The organism is Streptomyces sp. NBC_01089, assembly GCF_045162975.1.
GTDB lineage: Bacteria > Actinomycetota > Actinomycetes > Streptomycetales > Streptomycetaceae > Streptomyces.
In genome coordinates, this window is the sequence record NZ_CP108660.1 from 6,325,102 (window position 1) to 6,340,782 (window position 15,681).

At 67.8% G+C, this 15,681-nt stretch carries 15 protein-coding genes and 1 riboswitch; of the genes, 12 read left to right on the forward strand and 3 right to left on the reverse strand.

Features of this window, described 5'->3' with window-relative positions:
- Positions 1 to 87: 87 nt before the first annotated feature.
- The 4 genes from coxB to OG510_RS28410 all read left to right on the forward strand — a co-directional run bounded on the left by coxB (position 88) and on the right by OG510_RS28410 (position 4,556).
- The gene (gene coxB / locus OG510_RS28395) at positions 88 to 1,053 is read left to right on the forward strand and encodes a cytochrome c oxidase subunit II (protein WP_164264236.1); all 966 of its coding nucleotides are present in this window, start codon (positions 88 to 90) and stop codon (positions 1,051 to 1,053) included.
- Complete coding sequence (gene ctaD, locus OG510_RS28400) at positions 1,050 to 2,786, forward strand: cytochrome c oxidase subunit I (RefSeq protein WP_164264237.1); 1,737 nt, start codon at positions 1,050 to 1,052, stop codon at positions 2,784 to 2,786. The genes coxB and ctaD overlap by 4 nt, the downstream gene beginning before the upstream one ends.
- Positions 2,783 to 3,181, forward strand: a complete 399-nt coding sequence (locus tag OG510_RS28405) for a cytochrome c oxidase subunit 4 (RefSeq protein WP_266857821.1) — start codon at positions 2,783 to 2,785, stop codon at positions 3,179 to 3,181. The genes ctaD and OG510_RS28405 overlap by 4 nt, the downstream gene beginning before the upstream one ends.
- 118 nt (positions 3,182 to 3,299) lie before the next feature.
- On the forward strand, positions 3,300 to 4,556 hold the full coding sequence (locus tag OG510_RS28410; protein WP_406140567.1) for an Ig-like domain-containing protein: 1,257 nt from the start codon (positions 3,300 to 3,302) through the stop codon (positions 4,554 to 4,556).
- A 58-nt stretch (positions 4,557 to 4,614) separates the two neighbouring features.
- Here the strand turns inward: OG510_RS28410 and OG510_RS28415 are convergent, their stop codons facing one another.
- A complete protein-coding gene (locus OG510_RS28415; protein WP_406140569.1) occupies positions 4,615 to 5,031 on the reverse strand; it encodes a hypothetical protein in 417 nt (138 codons plus the stop codon).
- Between the two features lie 214 nt (positions 5,032 to 5,245).
- Here OG510_RS28415 and OG510_RS28420 point away from each other — a divergent pair, with 214 nt between their 5' ends.
- From OG510_RS28420 to OG510_RS28445, 6 genes are all read left to right on the forward strand, one after another.
- A complete protein-coding gene (locus tag OG510_RS28420; protein ID WP_164264241.1) occupies positions 5,246 to 5,866 on the forward strand; it encodes a heme-copper oxidase subunit III in 621 nt (206 codons plus the stop codon).
- Positions 5,867 to 5,931: 65 nt separating this feature from the next.
- Positions 5,932 to 6,741, forward strand: a complete 810-nt coding sequence (locus tag OG510_RS28425; RefSeq protein ID WP_164264242.1) for a c-type cytochrome — start codon at positions 5,932 to 5,934, stop codon at positions 6,739 to 6,741.
- The gene (locus OG510_RS28430; protein ID WP_406140570.1) at positions 6,738 to 7,790 is read left to right on the forward strand and encodes a Rieske 2Fe-2S domain-containing protein; all 1,053 of its coding nucleotides are present in this window, start codon (positions 6,738 to 6,740) and stop codon (positions 7,788 to 7,790) included. Before OG510_RS28425 ends, OG510_RS28430 begins: the two co-directional genes overlap by 4 nt.
- Positions 7,787 to 9,412, forward strand: coding sequence for a cytochrome bc complex cytochrome b subunit (locus OG510_RS28435; RefSeq protein WP_406140571.1), 1,626 nt, complete (start codon positions 7,787 to 7,789; stop codon positions 9,410 to 9,412). The genes OG510_RS28430 and OG510_RS28435 overlap by 4 nt, the downstream gene beginning before the upstream one ends.
- Before the next feature lie 127 nt (positions 9,413 to 9,539).
- Positions 9,540 to 10,604, forward strand: coding sequence for an anthranilate phosphoribosyltransferase (gene trpD / locus OG510_RS28440; protein WP_406140573.1), 1,065 nt, complete (start codon positions 9,540 to 9,542; stop codon positions 10,602 to 10,604).
- A gap of 333 nt (positions 10,605 to 10,937) precedes the next feature.
- Positions 10,938 to 11,055: riboswitch (SAM riboswitch) on the forward strand.
- A 148-nt stretch (positions 11,056 to 11,203) separates the two neighbouring features.
- Positions 11,204 to 12,580 carry an aminotransferase class V-fold PLP-dependent enzyme gene (locus OG510_RS28445; protein ID WP_406140575.1) on the forward strand — a complete coding sequence of 459 codons (1,377 nt, stop codon included), beginning with the start codon at positions 11,204 to 11,206 and terminating at the stop codon, positions 12,578 to 12,580.
- Positions 12,581 to 12,677: 97 nt separating this feature from the next.
- Here the strand turns inward: OG510_RS28445 and OG510_RS28450 are convergent, their stop codons facing one another.
- Both OG510_RS28450 and OG510_RS28455 read right to left on the reverse strand, forming a co-directional pair.
- Positions 12,678 to 12,959 (reverse strand): Lrp/AsnC ligand binding domain-containing protein, encoded by a 282-nt coding sequence (locus OG510_RS28450; protein ID WP_164264247.1) that lies wholly within the window; start codon positions 12,957 to 12,959, stop codon positions 12,678 to 12,680.
- Positions 12,956 to 13,705, reverse strand: coding sequence for a rhomboid family intramembrane serine protease (locus tag OG510_RS28455; protein ID WP_406140576.1), 750 nt, complete (start codon positions 13,703 to 13,705; stop codon positions 12,956 to 12,958). Before OG510_RS28455 ends, OG510_RS28450 begins: the two co-directional genes overlap by 4 nt.
- A gap of 170 nt (positions 13,706 to 13,875) precedes the next feature.
- Between OG510_RS28455 and OG510_RS28460 the strand changes: the two genes are divergently transcribed.
- Both OG510_RS28460 and OG510_RS28465 read left to right on the forward strand, forming a co-directional pair.
- Positions 13,876 to 14,118, forward strand: a complete 243-nt coding sequence (locus OG510_RS28460; protein WP_164264249.1) for a hypothetical protein — start codon at positions 13,876 to 13,878, stop codon at positions 14,116 to 14,118.
- Between the two features lie 34 nt (positions 14,119 to 14,152).
- Positions 14,153 to 15,514 carry an NYN domain-containing protein gene (locus OG510_RS28465; RefSeq protein ID WP_406140578.1) on the forward strand — a complete coding sequence of 454 codons (1,362 nt, stop codon included), beginning with the start codon at positions 14,153 to 14,155 and terminating at the stop codon, positions 15,512 to 15,514.
- Positions 15,515 to 15,681: the final 167 nt, after the last annotated feature.

Here is a 15,681-nt window from a genome sequence, read left to right on the forward strand (position 1 = left end):
CCAAACCCCTGCCCGGAGCAGGACCGGCGACCGACCTCGATGCGGCCGCAGCCGGCCGCACGGGCGAGACTCTCGGGAAGGCGCTACGTGAGTCCCAACGGCTCCGACCGCTCGTCGCGGCGCCCGATGCGGCGGAAGCTGCCGCAGGTGCTGACTGCGGGCCTGATCCTTGTGACCGCTACCGGTTGCTCGTACAAGGATTTCCCCCGCCTTGGTATGCCCACCCCGGTAACGGAAGAGGCACCTCGGATCCTCTCCCTCTGGCAGGGCTCGTGGGCGGCAGCGCTCGCCACGGGCGTGCTGGTGTGGGGGCTGATCATCTGGAGTGTCATCTTCCACCGGCGTAGCCGGACCAAGGTGGAGGTACCTCCGCAGACCCGGTACAACATGCCGATCGAGGCGTTGTACACCGTGGTTCCTCTGATCATCGTCTCGGTGCTCTTCTACTTCACCGCGCGCGATGAGTCGAAGCTCCTCACCCTCTCCTCGAAGCCCGCCCACACCATCAACGTGGTCGGCTTCCAGTGGAGCTGGGGCTTCAACTACGTGGAGGACGTGGACGGCAACCCGTCCACGGGCAACGCGGCGAAGACCACAGAGCTGTCCGATATCCCGGACCGCTTCACCAAGGAATTCCCCAAGGGAGCCGAAGGCGTCTATGACGTCGGTACGCCGGCCTCCCGGAACCCGCAGACCGGCAACCCGGGGCCGACCCTCTGGCTCCCCAAGGGCGAGAAGGTCCGCTTCGTTCTCACGTCGCGCGACGTCATCCATGACTTCTGGGTGGTGCCGTTCCTCATGAAGATGGACGTCGTTCCGGGCCACACCAACTCCTTCGAGGTGACCCCCAACCAGGAAGGCACCTTCCTGGGCAAGTGCGCTGAGCTGTGCGGCGTAGACCACTCCCGGATGCTCTTCAATGTGAAGGTCGTCTCCCCGGAGCGCTACAAGCAGCACCTCAAGGACCTGGCGGCCAAGCACCAGAACGGCTACATCCCCGCCGGGATCGCGCAGACTGGCCACGCCAAGAACGCGGAGACGAACAACCTGTGAGCATCCTCAACGAACCTCAGGGTGCCGCCGCAGCAGACGACTCCTACGAGAGCGAGCTGCCGGTACGGCGCAAAGAGCCGGGAAACATCGTCATCAAGTGGATGACCACCACTGATCACAAGACGATCGGCACGATGTATCTGGTCACATCGTTCGCCTTCTTCTGCATCGGCGGTGTGCTGGCGCTCGTCATGCGCGCCGAGCTGGCCCGTCCGGGTACGCAGATCGTGTCGAACGAGCAGTTCAACCAGGCGTTCACGATGCACGGCACGATCATGCTGCTGATGTTCGCGACGCCGCTCTTCGCCGGATTCGCGAACTGGATCATGCCGCTGCAGATCGGGGCGCCCGATGTGGCGTTCCCGCGGCTGAACATGTTCGCGTACTGGCTGTACCTCTTCGGCTCGCTCATCGCGGTCGGTGGCTTCATCACCCCGCAGGGCGCGGCCGACTTCGGCTGGTTCGCCTACTCCCCGCTGTCGGACGCCGTCCGGTCGCCGGGTGTCGGCGCCGACATGTGGATCATGGGTCTGGCCTTCTCCGGCTTCGGCACGATCCTCGGCTCGGTCAACTTCATCACCACGATCATCTGCATGCGCGCCCCTGGCATGACGATGTTCCGTATGCCGATCTTCGTGTGGAACGTCCTGCTGACCGGTGTGCTGGTCCTGCTGGCCTTCCCGGTCCTCGCCGCCGCACTCTTCGCGCTGGAGGCGGACCGCAAGTTCGGCGCTCATGTATTCGATGCGTCAAATGGCGGCGCGCTCCTATGGCAACACCTCTTCTGGTTCTTCGGCCATCCAGAGGTGTACATCATCGCGTTGCCATTCTTCGGAATTATTTCCGAAGTGATTCCAGTGTTCTCCAGAAAGCCGATGTTCGGATACATCGGCCTGGTCGCGGCGACGATTTCCATCGCCGGTCTCTCCGTGACGGTGTGGGCCCACCACATGTACGTCACCGGCGGTGTGCTCCTGCCGTTCTTCTCCTTCATGACCTTCCTGATCGCGGTACCGACCGGTGTGAAGTTCTTCAACTGGATCGGCACCATGTGGAAGGGGTCGCTGTCCTTCGAGACACCGATGCTCTGGGCCGTCGGCTTCTTGATCACCTTCACCTTCGGTGGTCTGACCGGCGTCATCCTGGCCTCGCCCCCGATGGACTTCCACGTCTCCGACTCGTACTTCGTGGTCGCGCACTTCCACTACGTCATCTTCGGCACGGTGGTCTTCGCGATGTTCTCCGGATTCCACTTCTGGTGGCCGAAGTTCACCGGCAAGATGCTGGACGAGCGGCTCGGCAAGATCACCTTCTGGACGCTGTTCGTGGGCTTCCACGGCACGTTCCTGGTGCAGCACTGGCTGGGTGTCGAGGGCATGCCGCGGCGGTACGCGGACTACCTCGCCGCTGACGGCTTCACCACGCTGAACACCATCTCGACCATCAGCTCCTTCCTGCTGGGCCTGTCGATCCTGCCGTTCTTCTACAACGTCTGGAAGACCGCCAAGTACGGCAAGAAGGTCGAGGTCGACGACCCGTGGGGCTACGGCCGCTCGCTCGAATGGGCGACCTCCTGCCCGCCGCCCCGGCACAACTTCACGACCCTCCCGAGGATCCGCTCCGAATCCCCGGCGTTCGACCTGCACCACCCGGAGATCGCGGCTCTCGACCAGCTCGAGAACCACGGCGCCGGTGACAAGGTCCTGTCCGGTGGCAAGGAGGCAGGCAAGTGAAGGTCCAAGGCAAGATGTTCATCTGGCTGGCCGTCTTCATCCTCGCCGTGGCGGTCGTCTACGGCGTGTGGTCGAAGGAGGCAGCCGGAACGACGGCCCTCTTCATGGCCTTCGGGCTGAGCATCATGATCGGCTTCTACCTGGCCTTCACGGCCAGGCGGATCGACGCCGGCGCGATGGACAACAAGGAGGCCGACGTCGCGGACGACGCCGGTGAAGTGGGCTTCTTCGCCCCGCACAGCTGGCAGCCGATCTCGCTCGCCGTCGGCGGCGCCCTCGCCTTCCTCGCCATCGCCATGGGCTGGTGGCTGCTGTACTTCTCGGCACCGCTCGTCGTGGTCGGCCTCTGGGGCTGGGTCTTCGAGTTCTACCGCGGAGAGAACCAGAACCAGTAGGGGCCGCGCCCCACCGCTGGACCGAACGGGGAGGCCCGGACGCCGATCAGGTGTCCGGGCCTCCTCATTTGCAGTCATCCGGCGTGCCGTTACCGGGGGATCTTCTTAACGTGTGCATATGAGCCATGCACCTCGAATCCGTACGGTCCTGAGCTGCACGCTGCTGGTCGTGTCCCTTGGGGCAGCGGCGACCGCGTGCGGCAGTTCCGGCAAGAATCCGCTCTCGGCCCCGCCGTTCAACGCGGCCGATTCGATATCCTTCAACGGCCTCAAGAGCGACGGCAAGGCCGACCCCGACAAGCCCCTCGAAGTCACCTCCAAGGACGACGACGGCCGCATCACCGATGTGACGGCCACCGACAGCACAGGACGCCAGCTGGCGGGTGAACTCGCCGCCGACGGCAGCAGGTGGCACAGCACAGCTCCGCTGGCCGCAGGAGTGCACTACACGGTCCGCGTCGCCACCGAGGACGACGACGGCGCCCCCGGCAGCCGGACCATGCAGTTCGACACCGCGCCGGCCTCCCACCGGCTGAACGTCACCTTCGGCCCCAAGGCGGGCGAGTACGGAGTCGGCCAGCCCGTCACCGCCCAACTCAGCGCCCCGGTCAAGGACAAGGCGGCCAGGGCCCAGGTCGAGCGGGCCCTCAAGGTGGACTCGGTGCCCTCCGTCGAAGGCGCCTGGTACTGGGTGGACAGCAAGACGCTGCACTACCGGCCGAAGGAGTACTGGCCCGCGCACGCCACCATCAACGTGCACTCCAACCTCAACGGCATAAAGGTCAGCGGCAAGCTCTACGGCGGCACAGCCAAGCCGCTCAAGCTGAAGACCGGGGACCGCCTGGAGGCGATAACCGACGCCTCGGCGCACGAGATGACGGTCAAGCGCGACGGGCACGTGATCAACACCATCCCGGTGACGACCGGCAAGCCCGGCTTCTCCACCCGTAACGGCGTCAAGGTCGTGCTGGGCAAGACGTACTTCGTACGGATGACCAGTTCCAGCATCGGGATAGCCGCCGGCAGCTCCGACTCGTACGACCTGCCGGTCTACTACGCGACACAGGTCACACTCAGCGGTGAGTACGTGCACGCCGCGCCCTGGTCCGAGGGGTCACAGGGATCCGCCAACACCAGCCACGGCTGCACCGGCATGAGCACCGGCAACGCCGAGTGGTTCTTCAACCACGTGCGCCAGGGCGACATCGTCTCGGTGGTCGGCAGCGACGGCGACACCATGACCCCGTTCGACAACGGCTACGGCGACTGGAACCTGTCCTGGGCCAAGTGGGCCAAGGGCAGCGCGCTGACGGGCGGAAAGCAGAACACGGAGGCACCCGCGCAGACGGCCCGGCTGCGGCCCGCTGCGCTCTGAGCCGCAGCCGGCGCCGTCTCTCCACGGGGGAGGGTCCTGGACCCCTGCCCAGGACCCGTCAGGCCCCCGTGGAGACGGTGCCCGCCGCGAGCCGGTCGCGCACCAGGGCGGCCAGTGCGCCCGCGAACTCCACCGGTTCCACCGGAAGGGTCACCGCCGCGTCCGCGCGGCTCCAGGTGGCCAGCCAGGCGTCCTGCGGACGGCCGATCAGCAGCAGCACGGGCGGGCAGCGGAACACCTCGTCCTTGATCTGCCGGCAGACGCCCATACCGCCCGCGGGGACCGACTCGCCGTCCAGCACACAGGCGTCGATCCCGCCCCTGTCCAGGGCGCTGAGGACCGCGTCGAGCGTCGCGCACTCCAGGTACTGCACCGGCGGCACGTCCGCGGCCGGCCTGCGACCCGCCGCGAGCCGTACCTGTTCCCGGGTATTCGCGTCGTCGCTGTAGACCAGGACCGTGGCGCTCGGCTGCATTGTTCCTCCGTGACGGCTGTGTCTTCGGGATCTTCGGGATCTGCGGGGCCCGCGGGGCCCGTTGGGCTTGGACCTTGGCGCGGATGCTACTCCGTCCGACACCCCGTCAACACCGTTACGGACTGCCTCGCGATGGGCTGTTCGAGCTGGACACGAGCCGCTGACACACCGAACAGCACCCCCCAGGGTGAGGGCGGGATAAGCGACCGACATAATGTCGGTCGTGGCGACAGCAACGACAGTAGAAACCGGGCACGCGCACCCGTCGGTCAATCGGCCGAACCTCACCAGCGTCGGAACCATCATCTGGTTGAGTTCCGAGCTGATGTTCTTCGCGGCCCTCTTCGCGATGTACTTCACCCTGCGATCGGTGACGGGTCCCGAGCACTGGAAGGATATGGCGTCCTCGCTGAACGTTCCTTTCTCGGCGACGAACACCACGATCCTTGTGCTCTCCTCCCTCACATGCCAGCTCGGCGTCTTTGCCGCCGAGCGTGGCGATGTGAAGAAGTTGCGCTCGTGGTTCTCGATCACGTTCGTGATGGGTGCGATCTTCATCGGAGGCCAGATCTTCGAGTACACCAGCCTGGTGAAGGAGGACGGCCTATCGCTCTCCTCCGACCCGTACGGCTCGGTGTTCTACCTGACCACTGGCTTCCACGGCTTGCATGTGACAGGCGGCCTGATCGCCTTCCTGTTCGTTCTCGGCAGGACATACGCGGCCAAGAGATTCACGCACCAGCAGGCGACCGCAGCCATCGTCGTGTCCTATTACTGGCACTTCGTCGATGTCGTGTGGATCGGCCTCTTCGCGACGATCTACCTGATCAAGTAATCGGGCCCGACGCCCCACTCATCCAGCAAGCACCGACGCAGAAGATCCTGACACCGGGGTAATCCGTGAAAAAGCTCTCCGCACGACGACGCCACCCGTTGGCGGCGGTCGTCGTCCTACTCCTCGCGCTGGCGGCCACCGGGGGGCTGTACGCCGCGTTCGCTCCCGCGGGCAAGGCGCAGGCCGACGACACCTCCCAGTCCCTCGCCATCAGTGAGGGCAAGAAGCTCTTCTCCGTGGGCTGCGCAAGCTGCCACGGAATGGGCGGCCAGGGCTCGTCCGACGGCCCCAGCCTGGTCGGCGTCGGCTCAGCCGCCGTGGACTTCCAGGTCGGCACCGGCCGTATGCCCGCCCAGCAGCCCGGCGCGCAGGTGCCGAAGAAGAAGGTCATCTACTCGCAGGGGCAGATCGACCAGCTCGCCGCGTACGTGGCCTCCCTCGGTGCCGGACCCATCAAGCCGACCTCGAAGCAGTACAGCGACAAGGGTGCCGACACCGCGGCCGGTGGCGACCTCTTCCGTACCAACTGCGCCCAGTGCCACAACTTCACCGGCGAGGGCGGTGCCCTGACGCACGGCAAGTTCGCCCCGAGCCTCGAGGGCGTGAGCCCCAAACACATCTACGAGGCCATGCAGACCGGCCCGCAGTCCATGCCGAACTTCCCCGACACCACGATGCCGGAGAAGCAGAAGCAGAACATCATCGCGTACATCAAGACCGTCAACGGCGACAACTCCGCCAGCGAGGGCGGCCTCAAGCTGGGCGGCCTCGGTCCGGTCAGTGAGGGTCTGTTCGGCTGGATCTTCGGACTCGGTGCGCTGATCGCAGTTGCCATCTGGGTCGCGGCCCACACCGCTAAGGCCAAGAAGTCATGAGTAGCCAAGAGAATTCCGAAGAGAACCTGCCGAGTGAGCAGGAGACCGCGCACGGCGCGGTGGAGACCGCGGACGACCCGTTCGCGGACCCGGGACTGCCGGCCCACAAGCCGCGTATCCAGGACATCGACGAGCGGGCAGCCAAGCGCTCCGAGCGCGTGGTCGCCTTCCTGTTCACGCTCTCGATGCTGGCGACGATCGGGTTCATCGCGTCCTATGTGATCTTCCCCGTCGACAAGATCATCTTTGTCTTCCCGTTCGGGCACGTGAGCGCGCTCAACTTCTCCCTGGGGCTGACCCTGGGCGTGGCGCTCTTCACGATCGGCGCCGGCGCGGTCCACTGGGCCCGCACGCTGATGTCGGACGTCGAGATGCCGGCCGACCGCCACCCGATCGAGGCCCCGGCCGAGGTCAAGGCGCAGGTCCTGGCGGACTTCGCGGCAGGTGCCGCCGAGTCCGGCTTCGGCCGCCGCAAGCTGATCCGCACCACGATGTTCGGCGCCATGGCCATGGTGCCGCTCGCCGGTGTGATGCTGCTGCGCGACCTCGGTCCGCTGCCGGAGAAGAAGCTGCGCAAGACGCTGTGGGCGCGCGGCAAGGTGCTCATCAACATGAACACCAACCAGCCGCTGCGTCCCGAGGACGTGGCCGTCGGTTCGCTGACGTTCGCCATGCCGCAGGGTCTCTCGGAGTCCGACGAGGACTTCCAGACGCAGATCGCCAAGGCCGCCCTGATGATCGTCCGCATCCAGCCGGACAACATCAAGGACAAGAAGGAACGCGAGTGGGCCCACGACGGCATCGTCGCGTTCTCGAAGATCTGCACCCACGTCGGCTGCCCGATCAGCCTGTACGAGCAGCAGACGCACCACGTGCTCTGCCCGTGCCACCAGTCCACCTTCGACCTGTCCGACGGCGCCCGCGTCATCTTCGGCCCGGCCGGCCACCCGCTTCCGCAGCTGCGGATCGGTGTGAACGGCGAGGGTAATCTCGAAGCGCTCGGCGACTTCGCAGAGCCCGTCGGTCCTGCCTTCTGGGAGCGCGGATGAGCACCGTGACGGATACACAGCGCAAGGCGCCCGCCGGCGAGCGGGTGGCCGACTGGGCCGACGGCCGTCTGGGCATCTACGGCCTGGCCAAGACCAACATGCGCAAGATCTTCCCGGACCACTGGTCCTTCATGCTCGGGGAGATCTGCCTCTACACCTTCATCATCATCATCCTCACGGGTGTCTATCTGACGCTGTTCTTCCACCCGAGCATGAACGAGGTCGTCTACGACGGCCCGTACGTGCCGCTCCAGGGCATCCACATGTCCGAGGCGTACGCCTCGACGGTGAACATCAGCCTGGAGGTCCGCGGCGGTCTGCTCATCCGGCAGATCCACCACTGGGCGGCGCTGGTCTTCCTGGCCGGCATGCTGGTGCACATGATGCGCGTGTTCTTCACGGGCGCCTTCCGCAAGCCGCGCGAGATCAACTGGCTCTTCGGCTTCCTGCTGCTGGTGCTCGGGATGTTCACCGGCTTCACCGGCTACTCCCTCCCGGACGACCTGCTCTCCGGTACGGGTGTGCGGTTCATGGAGGGCGTCATGCTCTCCATCCCGATCGTCGGCTCGTACCTGTCGATGTTCCTGTACGGCGGTGAGTTCCCCGGCGGCGACTTCGTCTCGCGGTTCTACTCGGTCCACGTACTGCTGCTGCCGGGCATCATGCTCGGCCTGCTGGTCGGCCACCTGATCCTGGTCTTCTACCACAAGCACACGCAGTTCGCGGGGCCCGGCAAGACCAACAAGAACGTCGTCGGCATGCCGCTGCTGCCGGTCTACATGGCCAAGGCCGGAGGCTTCTTCTTCCTGGTCTTCGGTGTCATCGCGGCCATGGCGGCGCTCGCCTCGATCAACCCGATCTGGGAGATCGGCCCGTACCGCCCGGACCAGGTGTCGACCGGCGCCCAGCCCGACTGGTACATGGGCTTCTCCGAGGGGCTCGTCCGCATCATGCCGGGCTGGGAGATCAACGCCTGGGGCCACACACTCGTCCTGGGTGTGTTCATCCCGATCGTGGTCTTCCCGCTGGTCCTGGTCGGTATCGGCGTCTACCCGTTCATCGAGTCCTGGATCACCGGGGACAAGCGCGAGCACCACATCCTGGACCGCCCGCGCAACGCCCCGACGCGTACGGGTCTCGGCGTCGCCTGGATCACGCTCTATCTGATCCTGCTCGTCGGTGGCGGCAACGACCTCTGGGCCACGCACTTCGATCTGTCGATCAACGCGATCACCTGGTTCGTCCGGGTCGGGATGTTCGTCGGACCGGTCATCGCGTTCATCGTCACCAAGCGCTGGTGCCTCGGCCTGCAGCGCCGTGACCGCGAGAAGGTGCTGCACGGGCGCGAGTCCGGCGTCATCAAGCGGCTGCCGCACGGTGAGTTCATCGAGGTCCACGAGCCGCTCAAGCCCGAGCAGCTGCACACGCTGACCGCGCACGAGCAGTACCGGCCGCTCGAGATCGGCCCCGAGGTCGACGAGAACGGTGTCGCGCGCAAGGTGTCCCGCCTGACCCGGGTCCGCGCCAAGCTGAGCAAGGGCTACTACGGCGAGCACAACCAGATCGAGAAGCCCACTGCCGACGAGTACAAGGAGATCACCAGCGGCCACGGTCACCACTGATCACCTGACCGACTGAAAAGTCGCCACAGCGGGAGCCCCGTCCATTCGATGGACGGGGCTCTTCGCTGTCTGGGGAGCTGGATAAGCTGGCCGTATCCCTATTCGACGGTGGACCCAGGAGTGGACCATGAGCGTTGTGACCCCGGTCGGCGGCGACAGCGTGGCGGCACACTCCTGGCCGGGCGTCCTCGACTCCCTGCTCCGCGGCGTCGACCAGAGCGCGGACGCCACCGCCTGGGCGATGGACCGCATCATGAGCGGTGAGGCGACGGACGCGCAGATCGCCGGCTTTGCGGTCGCACTGCGCGCCAAGGGCGAGACGGTCGCGGAGATCAGCGGTCTGGTCCGGGCGATGTACGCGCACGCCAGGCTGATCGACGTGCCGGGCCCGAGCGTGGACATCGTCGGCACCGGGGGCGACGGCGCCAACACCGTGAACATCTCGACGATGTCCTCCATCGTCGTGGCGGGTACCGGCGCCAAGGTCGTCAAGCACGGCAACCGCGCGGCGTCGTCGCAGAGCGGCGCGTCCGACGTGCTGGAGAAGCTGGGCGTCAATCTCCAGCTGACCCCGGAGCGGGTCGTCGAGGTCGCGGCCGAGGCGGGCATCACCTACTGCTTCGCGGTCAAGTTCCACCCCGCGCTGCGCTATGTGGCCGCGGCCCGCAAGGAGCTGGGCATCCGCACCACCTTCAACTTCCTGGGCCCGCTCACCAACCCGGCGAAGGTCAGGGCGCAGGCGACCGGTGTGTCCGACGCGCGGATGGCGCCCATCGTCGCGGGTGTGCTGGCCGAACGCGGCTCGTCGGCCCTGGTGTTCCGCGGTGACGACGGGCTGGACGAGCTGACCACCACCGCCACCTCCCGGGTCTGGACGGTGGCGGACGGCGCGGTCCGCGAGGAGCCCTTCGACCCGCGTGACGTGGGCATCGGTCTGGTCCCGGTGGAGGCGCTGCGCGGCGGCGACTCCTCGTACAACGCGGATGTGGCCCGCCGGCTGCTGGCCGGTGAGGCCGGTCCTGTACGGGACGCGGTCCTGCTCAACTCGGCGGCCGCGCTGGTCGCGCTCGACCCGGGTCCCGGCTCCCTCGACGAGCGGATCGCCGCCGGGATCGCCCGGGCCGCCGACGCCATCGACTCGGGGGCGGCGGCCCGGGCGCTGGAGCGCTGGGTCGCCGCCAGCAACGCCTGAGCCCTTCCTGTGGAGGGCGGCCCTGGGGCGTGTCCGCAAAGTCGCGTCTGGCGTGCGACGCCCGGCACGCACTCTCGCCGCACCGGGCGAAAGCCCGAGTACGTCCAGTACGAGGACTTCCGCCCGGCACGCCGAGTGGGGGAACCCCCTGCTCGCAGAGCTTGGGGGAACGCACCGGACGCCGCGCGCCCGCCCTGCGGGCAACGACGCGACTTTGCGGACACGCCCCAGGGCGCAGTCGCACAGCGGCCGGCCGGTGAGCGGCCGGCAACCGGTCTCATGCTGTGGACTGCGCCTTGGCGCGTCAGGATGCGTATGGCAGGATTCTCTTCAGGTCATGAGTGACAGCGACTACGGCCCCAGCCCGCTGTCCGGCAACCCTCCGTCCGTGGCGGGGTGCCCTGGGTGAAGACCAGGCCGTGGGCAGCGAAGTCCTCGGCAAGCGCGGATCCCTCGACAGGGATCCTGGTCGTCGAGGGAGTTCTTCCGTGGTTCAGCGAATGCGATAGGGCAGTAGCCCCCTTCTCCGCACCTCTTTCTCCGCACTGTTGCGTGTGGCACGCGCAGTGCATTCGCCTGCCTTTTTCCGGGAGTTCGTCATGTCTGTCCCCAGCGCTGCCATCAACCCGTCGGTTTGTCAGGATTCGTCCGAGAACCTTCCCGTCCTCGGCAGGGATGTCCTGGTCCCGCTGGTCACCGGTGGCGAGGTCACCTACGCGGCACTGGACTACGCGGCGAGCGCCCCGGCCCTGCAGCGTGTCTGGGACGACGTGGCGGCGTACGCCCCGTACTACGGCAGCGTGCACCGCGGCGCCGGGTACCTCTCGCAGCTCTCCACCGACCTCTTCGAGAACAGCCGCACGACCGTCGCGGAGTTCCTCGGCTGCCGCCAGGACGACCAGGTCGTCTTCACCCGTTCGACCACGGACTCGCTCAATCTGCTGGCCGCGGTGGTCCCCGACGGCTGCGAGGTCTTCGTCTTCGAGACCGAGCACCACGCATCCCTGCTGCCCTGGCGCGACGCCGCCGTGACCTACCTCAACGCCCCGCGCACCCCGCAGCAGGCCGTCGAGACACTGGACCGCGCGCTGGCCGCCCGTACGACACCGGACGCGCCCGCCCTGGTCTGTGTCACCGGCGCGTCGAACGTGACCGGTGAGCTGTGGCCGGTCAGGGAGCTGGCGGCCGCCGCCCACGCCCACGGGGCCCGCATCGTGCTGGACGCCGCGCAGCTCGCGCCGCACCACCCGGTGGACATCGCGGAGCTCGACGTCGACTGGGTGGCCTTCTCCGGCCACAAGCTGTACGCGCCGTTCGGCTCCGGGGTCCTCGCGGGCCGCTCCGACTGGCTGCTCGCCGCCGAGCCGTACCTCGCGGGCGGCGGCGCCTCCCGCACCGTGGCCCGGCGCGCCGACGGCGGCGTGGATGTCGAGTGGCACACCACGGCCGCCCGCCACGAGGCCGGATCGCCCAATGTCATCGGCGTCCACTCCATCGCGTCCGCCTGCCGGGCACTCACCGACGCGGGCTTCGACTCACTGGTGGCGCGCGAGCAGACGCTGGTCCGCAAGGTTCTCGACGGGCTCGCCGATGTGGAGGCCGTCCAGGTCCTCTCGCTCTTCGGCGACGACGCCCCGCGGGTCGGTGTCATCTCGTTCGTGGTGGACGGCTGGAACAGCTCGCACTTCGCCGCCGCGCTCTCCGCCGAGTACGGCATCGGGGTCCGCGACGGTCTGTTCTGCGCCCACCCGCTCGTACGGACCCTGCTCGGCAGCGACCCGCAGGACCAGGGGGAGTGCGGCGCCCCGGAGGGCGAGCCGGGCGAGCGTTCGCTCAACGCGGTACGGGTGAGCTTCGGCGCCGGTACGCCCGACGAGCACGTGGAGCGCTTCGTGGGCGCGGTGAAGGAGTTGGTGCGGGACGGCGCCCGCTGGAACTACCGCACCGAGGACGGCCGCTGCGTGCCGGCTGTCTGACCTCGGTCGCGCGCAGACGTACCTCGGCGACACGGAGACGTACTACGGCCGCCCGGCGCGGCGGGGCCACATGGCCCCCGGCGCGGCAGGGCGGCCGTTACGCGTCCAGGCCGATGGCGAAGGCCGCTTCGAGGTCGTGCTGCGAGTAGGTACGGAACGCCACATGCGTGTCCGTCGCCTCCACCCCGGGGATCTTGCTGATCCGGCCGGGGATGATGTCCGCCAGATCGTCGTGGCGGGCGACCCTGACCAGTGCGATCAGGTCGTACGTCCCGGTGACGGAGTAGACCTCGCTGATGTTCTCCAGGGCGGCGAGGGATTCGGCGATCTCGGGGATCCGGTCCACGCTGGTCTTGATGAGCACGATCGCGGTGATCACGGCTTGCTTTCTCCCTCGGTGGCCGTCGCTGGGAGTTTCACTCTAGTCGTACGCCAGTACCTCACCGCCGCGTAGCCGAAGCCCAGCGAGAAGCCCACCAGGTGCGCGGTGTAGGCGACTCCGGGACCGGTTCCCGACTGCTGGCCGGCCGCCAGCCACTGCAGGACGAACCAGAAGACCAGCACGATCCAGGCGGGAAAGCGCAGCGGCAGGAACAGCAGGAACGGGAAGATGCTCGTCACCCGGGCCCGGGGGAAGAGGCTCAGGAACGCGCCGAGCACCGCCGAGATCGCCCCGGACGCGCCCACCAGGGTCTGGTCGGAGCCGGAGTGCGTGAGCGCGTACGCGGTCAGCGCGATGTAGCCGCTCACCACATAGAAGACCGCGAAGTGCACGCGGCCCATGCGCTCCTCGGCCATCGCGCCGAAGACGTACAGGAACAGCATGTTGCCGAGCAGATGAAGCCAGTTGGCGTGGATGAAGAGCGCGGTGAGCGGGGTGAGCAGGGCGCCGGCCGTACCGCTCATCAGTTCGGTGGGGACGACGCCCCAGTGGTTGAAGTACGCGCTCTGGGCGGCGAGGAGGTTGTCCCCCTTTCCGTAGGCCGGATCGAGCCCCGAGACCGGGCTCAGCAGGAAGACGAGGCAGCAGAGGCCGATCAGGCCGTAGGTCACCACAGGCCCGCCGGTCGGGTCCCCGCGCCGTCGCGGTGTCTTCCGTCGGGCCGCGTCCCGCCACGTGAACATTCACCGAGCATGGCCCAACCGGACGCAATCGGGCAGATCGCCTCGCCGGGCTCCCCGCGGTCGGCAGGTCCGCCCCCGGGGTATGCCGTAGGCCGTAGGGTTGCGGGGAGTACATCCGCAGTTCGATGGCGCACCGCGACCGAGGCAGTACGAACGAAGAGGACGCACGTATGACGACGGTTCCCATGCCGACCGCCGACACCCGGTGGCGCTGCACGCTCTGCGGCAATCTCACCCGGTTCGATGTGACGCGCTCGTCGAAGGTTGTCGAGTACATACATCTCGACCTGGCCGGTGAGCCCAAGGTGGAGGAGCGCGAGGTGGTCAGTGAGACCATCGAGTCGGTGCGCTGCCGCTGGTGCAACGCGGTGGACCAGATCGAGCTGGTGGACAGGCCGGGTGGCGGCTCCTGAGGGAGCCCCCTGAAGAGTGACAGTGGGGTGACGGATGGTGGAGGCTGAGAGCGGTGCTGAGCCGGCCGACGCGGCCGGTGACGCCGCGGAGGCGCTCGACCGTCCGCTGCCCGAGGCAGTACGGCGGCGCGTCGTCGCGCTCGTGTCCGACGCCTTCGGCGGGCTGACCGTCCCCGAACTCCCGGCGCAGCTCAGGCAGTACGCCCGCTTCACTCCCACCAGACGGGCCAAGTTCGCGGGCAACGCGATGGCCGCTGCCCTGGAGGGCGACGCGCTCTTCCGCCGGCGCATCGGCGAGCGGCTCAAGGAGTCCCAGCCCGAGCTGACCGGTGCGCTCGAAGCGGGCTCGCCGCCCGCGGCCGCCGACCCGGTGGACGTGGCGGCCGCTGCCTATGTGCTGCGTCCGGCCGGCTGGGTGAAGCTCGTCGCCGCCGCGGGCGAGGAGGCCCTGCGGGTGGTCGCCGAGCGCGCCGACGAGGCGGGCCGGCACGAGCTGGAGCGGCTGCGTGCCGAGCTGGCCGAAGCGCGGGCCCAGACCAGGACCGAGAACGAGCGGCTGCGTACGGAGCTGGACGCGGCCCGCAAGGATGCTGAATCGCTTCAGCGCAAGCTGCGCAGCGCACAGAGCGATGTGAAGCGCGGCGAGGCGGCGCTGCGCCGCTCCGGCTCCGAGATCGAAGCGGCGCGGGCCGACGCGGCGGCCCGGGTGGCCGCTGCGGAGAGCGAGTCGCGGCGGCTGAAGGCCAGGCTCGGTGAGGCGGAGGCGGCGGTCGAGGCCGGCCGGCGCGCCGTACGCGAGGGGCGTTCCGTCGAGGACATGCGGCTGCGGCTGCTGCTCGACACGGTGCTCGACGCGGCCCAGGGGCTGCGGCGCGAACTGGCCCTGCCGCCGGTGACCTCGCGCCCCGCCGACTCCGTCGACGCGGTCGAGCCCGGCACGCTCTCGCCCAAGGACGTCGCGGCCAGGGCGCTTTCCGACACCGATCCGGCGCTGCTCGACCAGTTGCTCTCGCTGCCGCAGGCCCATCTGGTGGTGGACGGCTACAACGTCACCAAGACCGGCTATCCGCAACTGCCGCTGGAGAAGCAGCGGCTGCGCCTGCTGGGCGGTCTCTCGATGCTCGCCGCGCAGACCGGCGCCGAGATGACCTGTGTCTTCGACGGGGCCGAACTGGCGGCGCCGGTGCTGCTCGCGCCGCCGCGCGGGGTGCGGGTGCTGTTCAGCAAGCCCGGGGTGACGGCGGACGAGGTGATCCGGCAGCTGGTCAGGGCGGAGCCTTCCGGGCGTCCTGTGGTGGTCGTGTCGGCCGACCGTGAGGTCGCCGACGGCGTGGCGAGATCGGGCGCCAGGCCCGTCGCGTCCGTCTTGTTGCTGAAGAGGCTTTCGCGCGTCTAGTAACTGCTGTGCCCAATGCCCGACTTCGCGGTGCGGATTCTCCATCACAGCGTCAAGTGACCGTTACTGCCTGTGCGATGTCTGTAAAATATGCACCTGGTGACTGAGATTTTGGGCAACAGGATTTGAACTGATCACAAGAAGGTCACTAAGGTCGGGTCTCGAAC

Excerpts from the sequence above, each read along its gene's own strand:
- OG510_RS28410 (WP_406140567.1), top strand. The coding sequence starts at position 3,300 with ATGAGCCATGCACCTCGAATCCGTACGGTCCTGAGCTGCACGCTGCTG.
- OG510_RS28415 (WP_406140569.1), bottom strand. The coding sequence starts at position 5,031 with ATGCAGCCGAGCGCCACGGTCCTGGTCTACAGCGACGACGCGAATACC.
- OG510_RS28420 (WP_164264241.1), top strand. The coding sequence starts at position 5,246 with ATGTCGGTCGTGGCGACAGCAACGACAGTAGAAACCGGGCACGCGCAC.
- OG510_RS28430 (WP_406140570.1), top strand. The coding sequence starts at position 6,738 with ATGAGTAGCCAAGAGAATTCCGAAGAGAACCTGCCGAGTGAGCAGGAG.
- OG510_RS28435 (WP_406140571.1), top strand. The coding sequence starts at position 7,787 with ATGAGCACCGTGACGGATACACAGCGCAAGGCGCCCGCCGGCGAGCGG.
- trpD (WP_406140573.1), top strand. The coding sequence starts at position 9,540 with ATGAGCGTTGTGACCCCGGTCGGCGGCGACAGCGTGGCGGCACACTCC.
- OG510_RS28445 (WP_406140575.1), top strand. The coding sequence starts at position 11,204 with ATGTCTGTCCCCAGCGCTGCCATCAACCCGTCGGTTTGTCAGGATTCG.
- OG510_RS28455 (WP_406140576.1), bottom strand. The coding sequence starts at position 13,705 with ATGTTCACGTGGCGGGACGCGGCCCGACGGAAGACACCGCGACGGCGC.
- OG510_RS28460 (WP_164264249.1), top strand. The coding sequence starts at position 13,876 with ATGACGACGGTTCCCATGCCGACCGCCGACACCCGGTGGCGCTGCACG.
- OG510_RS28465 (WP_406140578.1), top strand. The coding sequence starts at position 14,153 with ATGGTGGAGGCTGAGAGCGGTGCTGAGCCGGCCGACGCGGCCGGTGAC.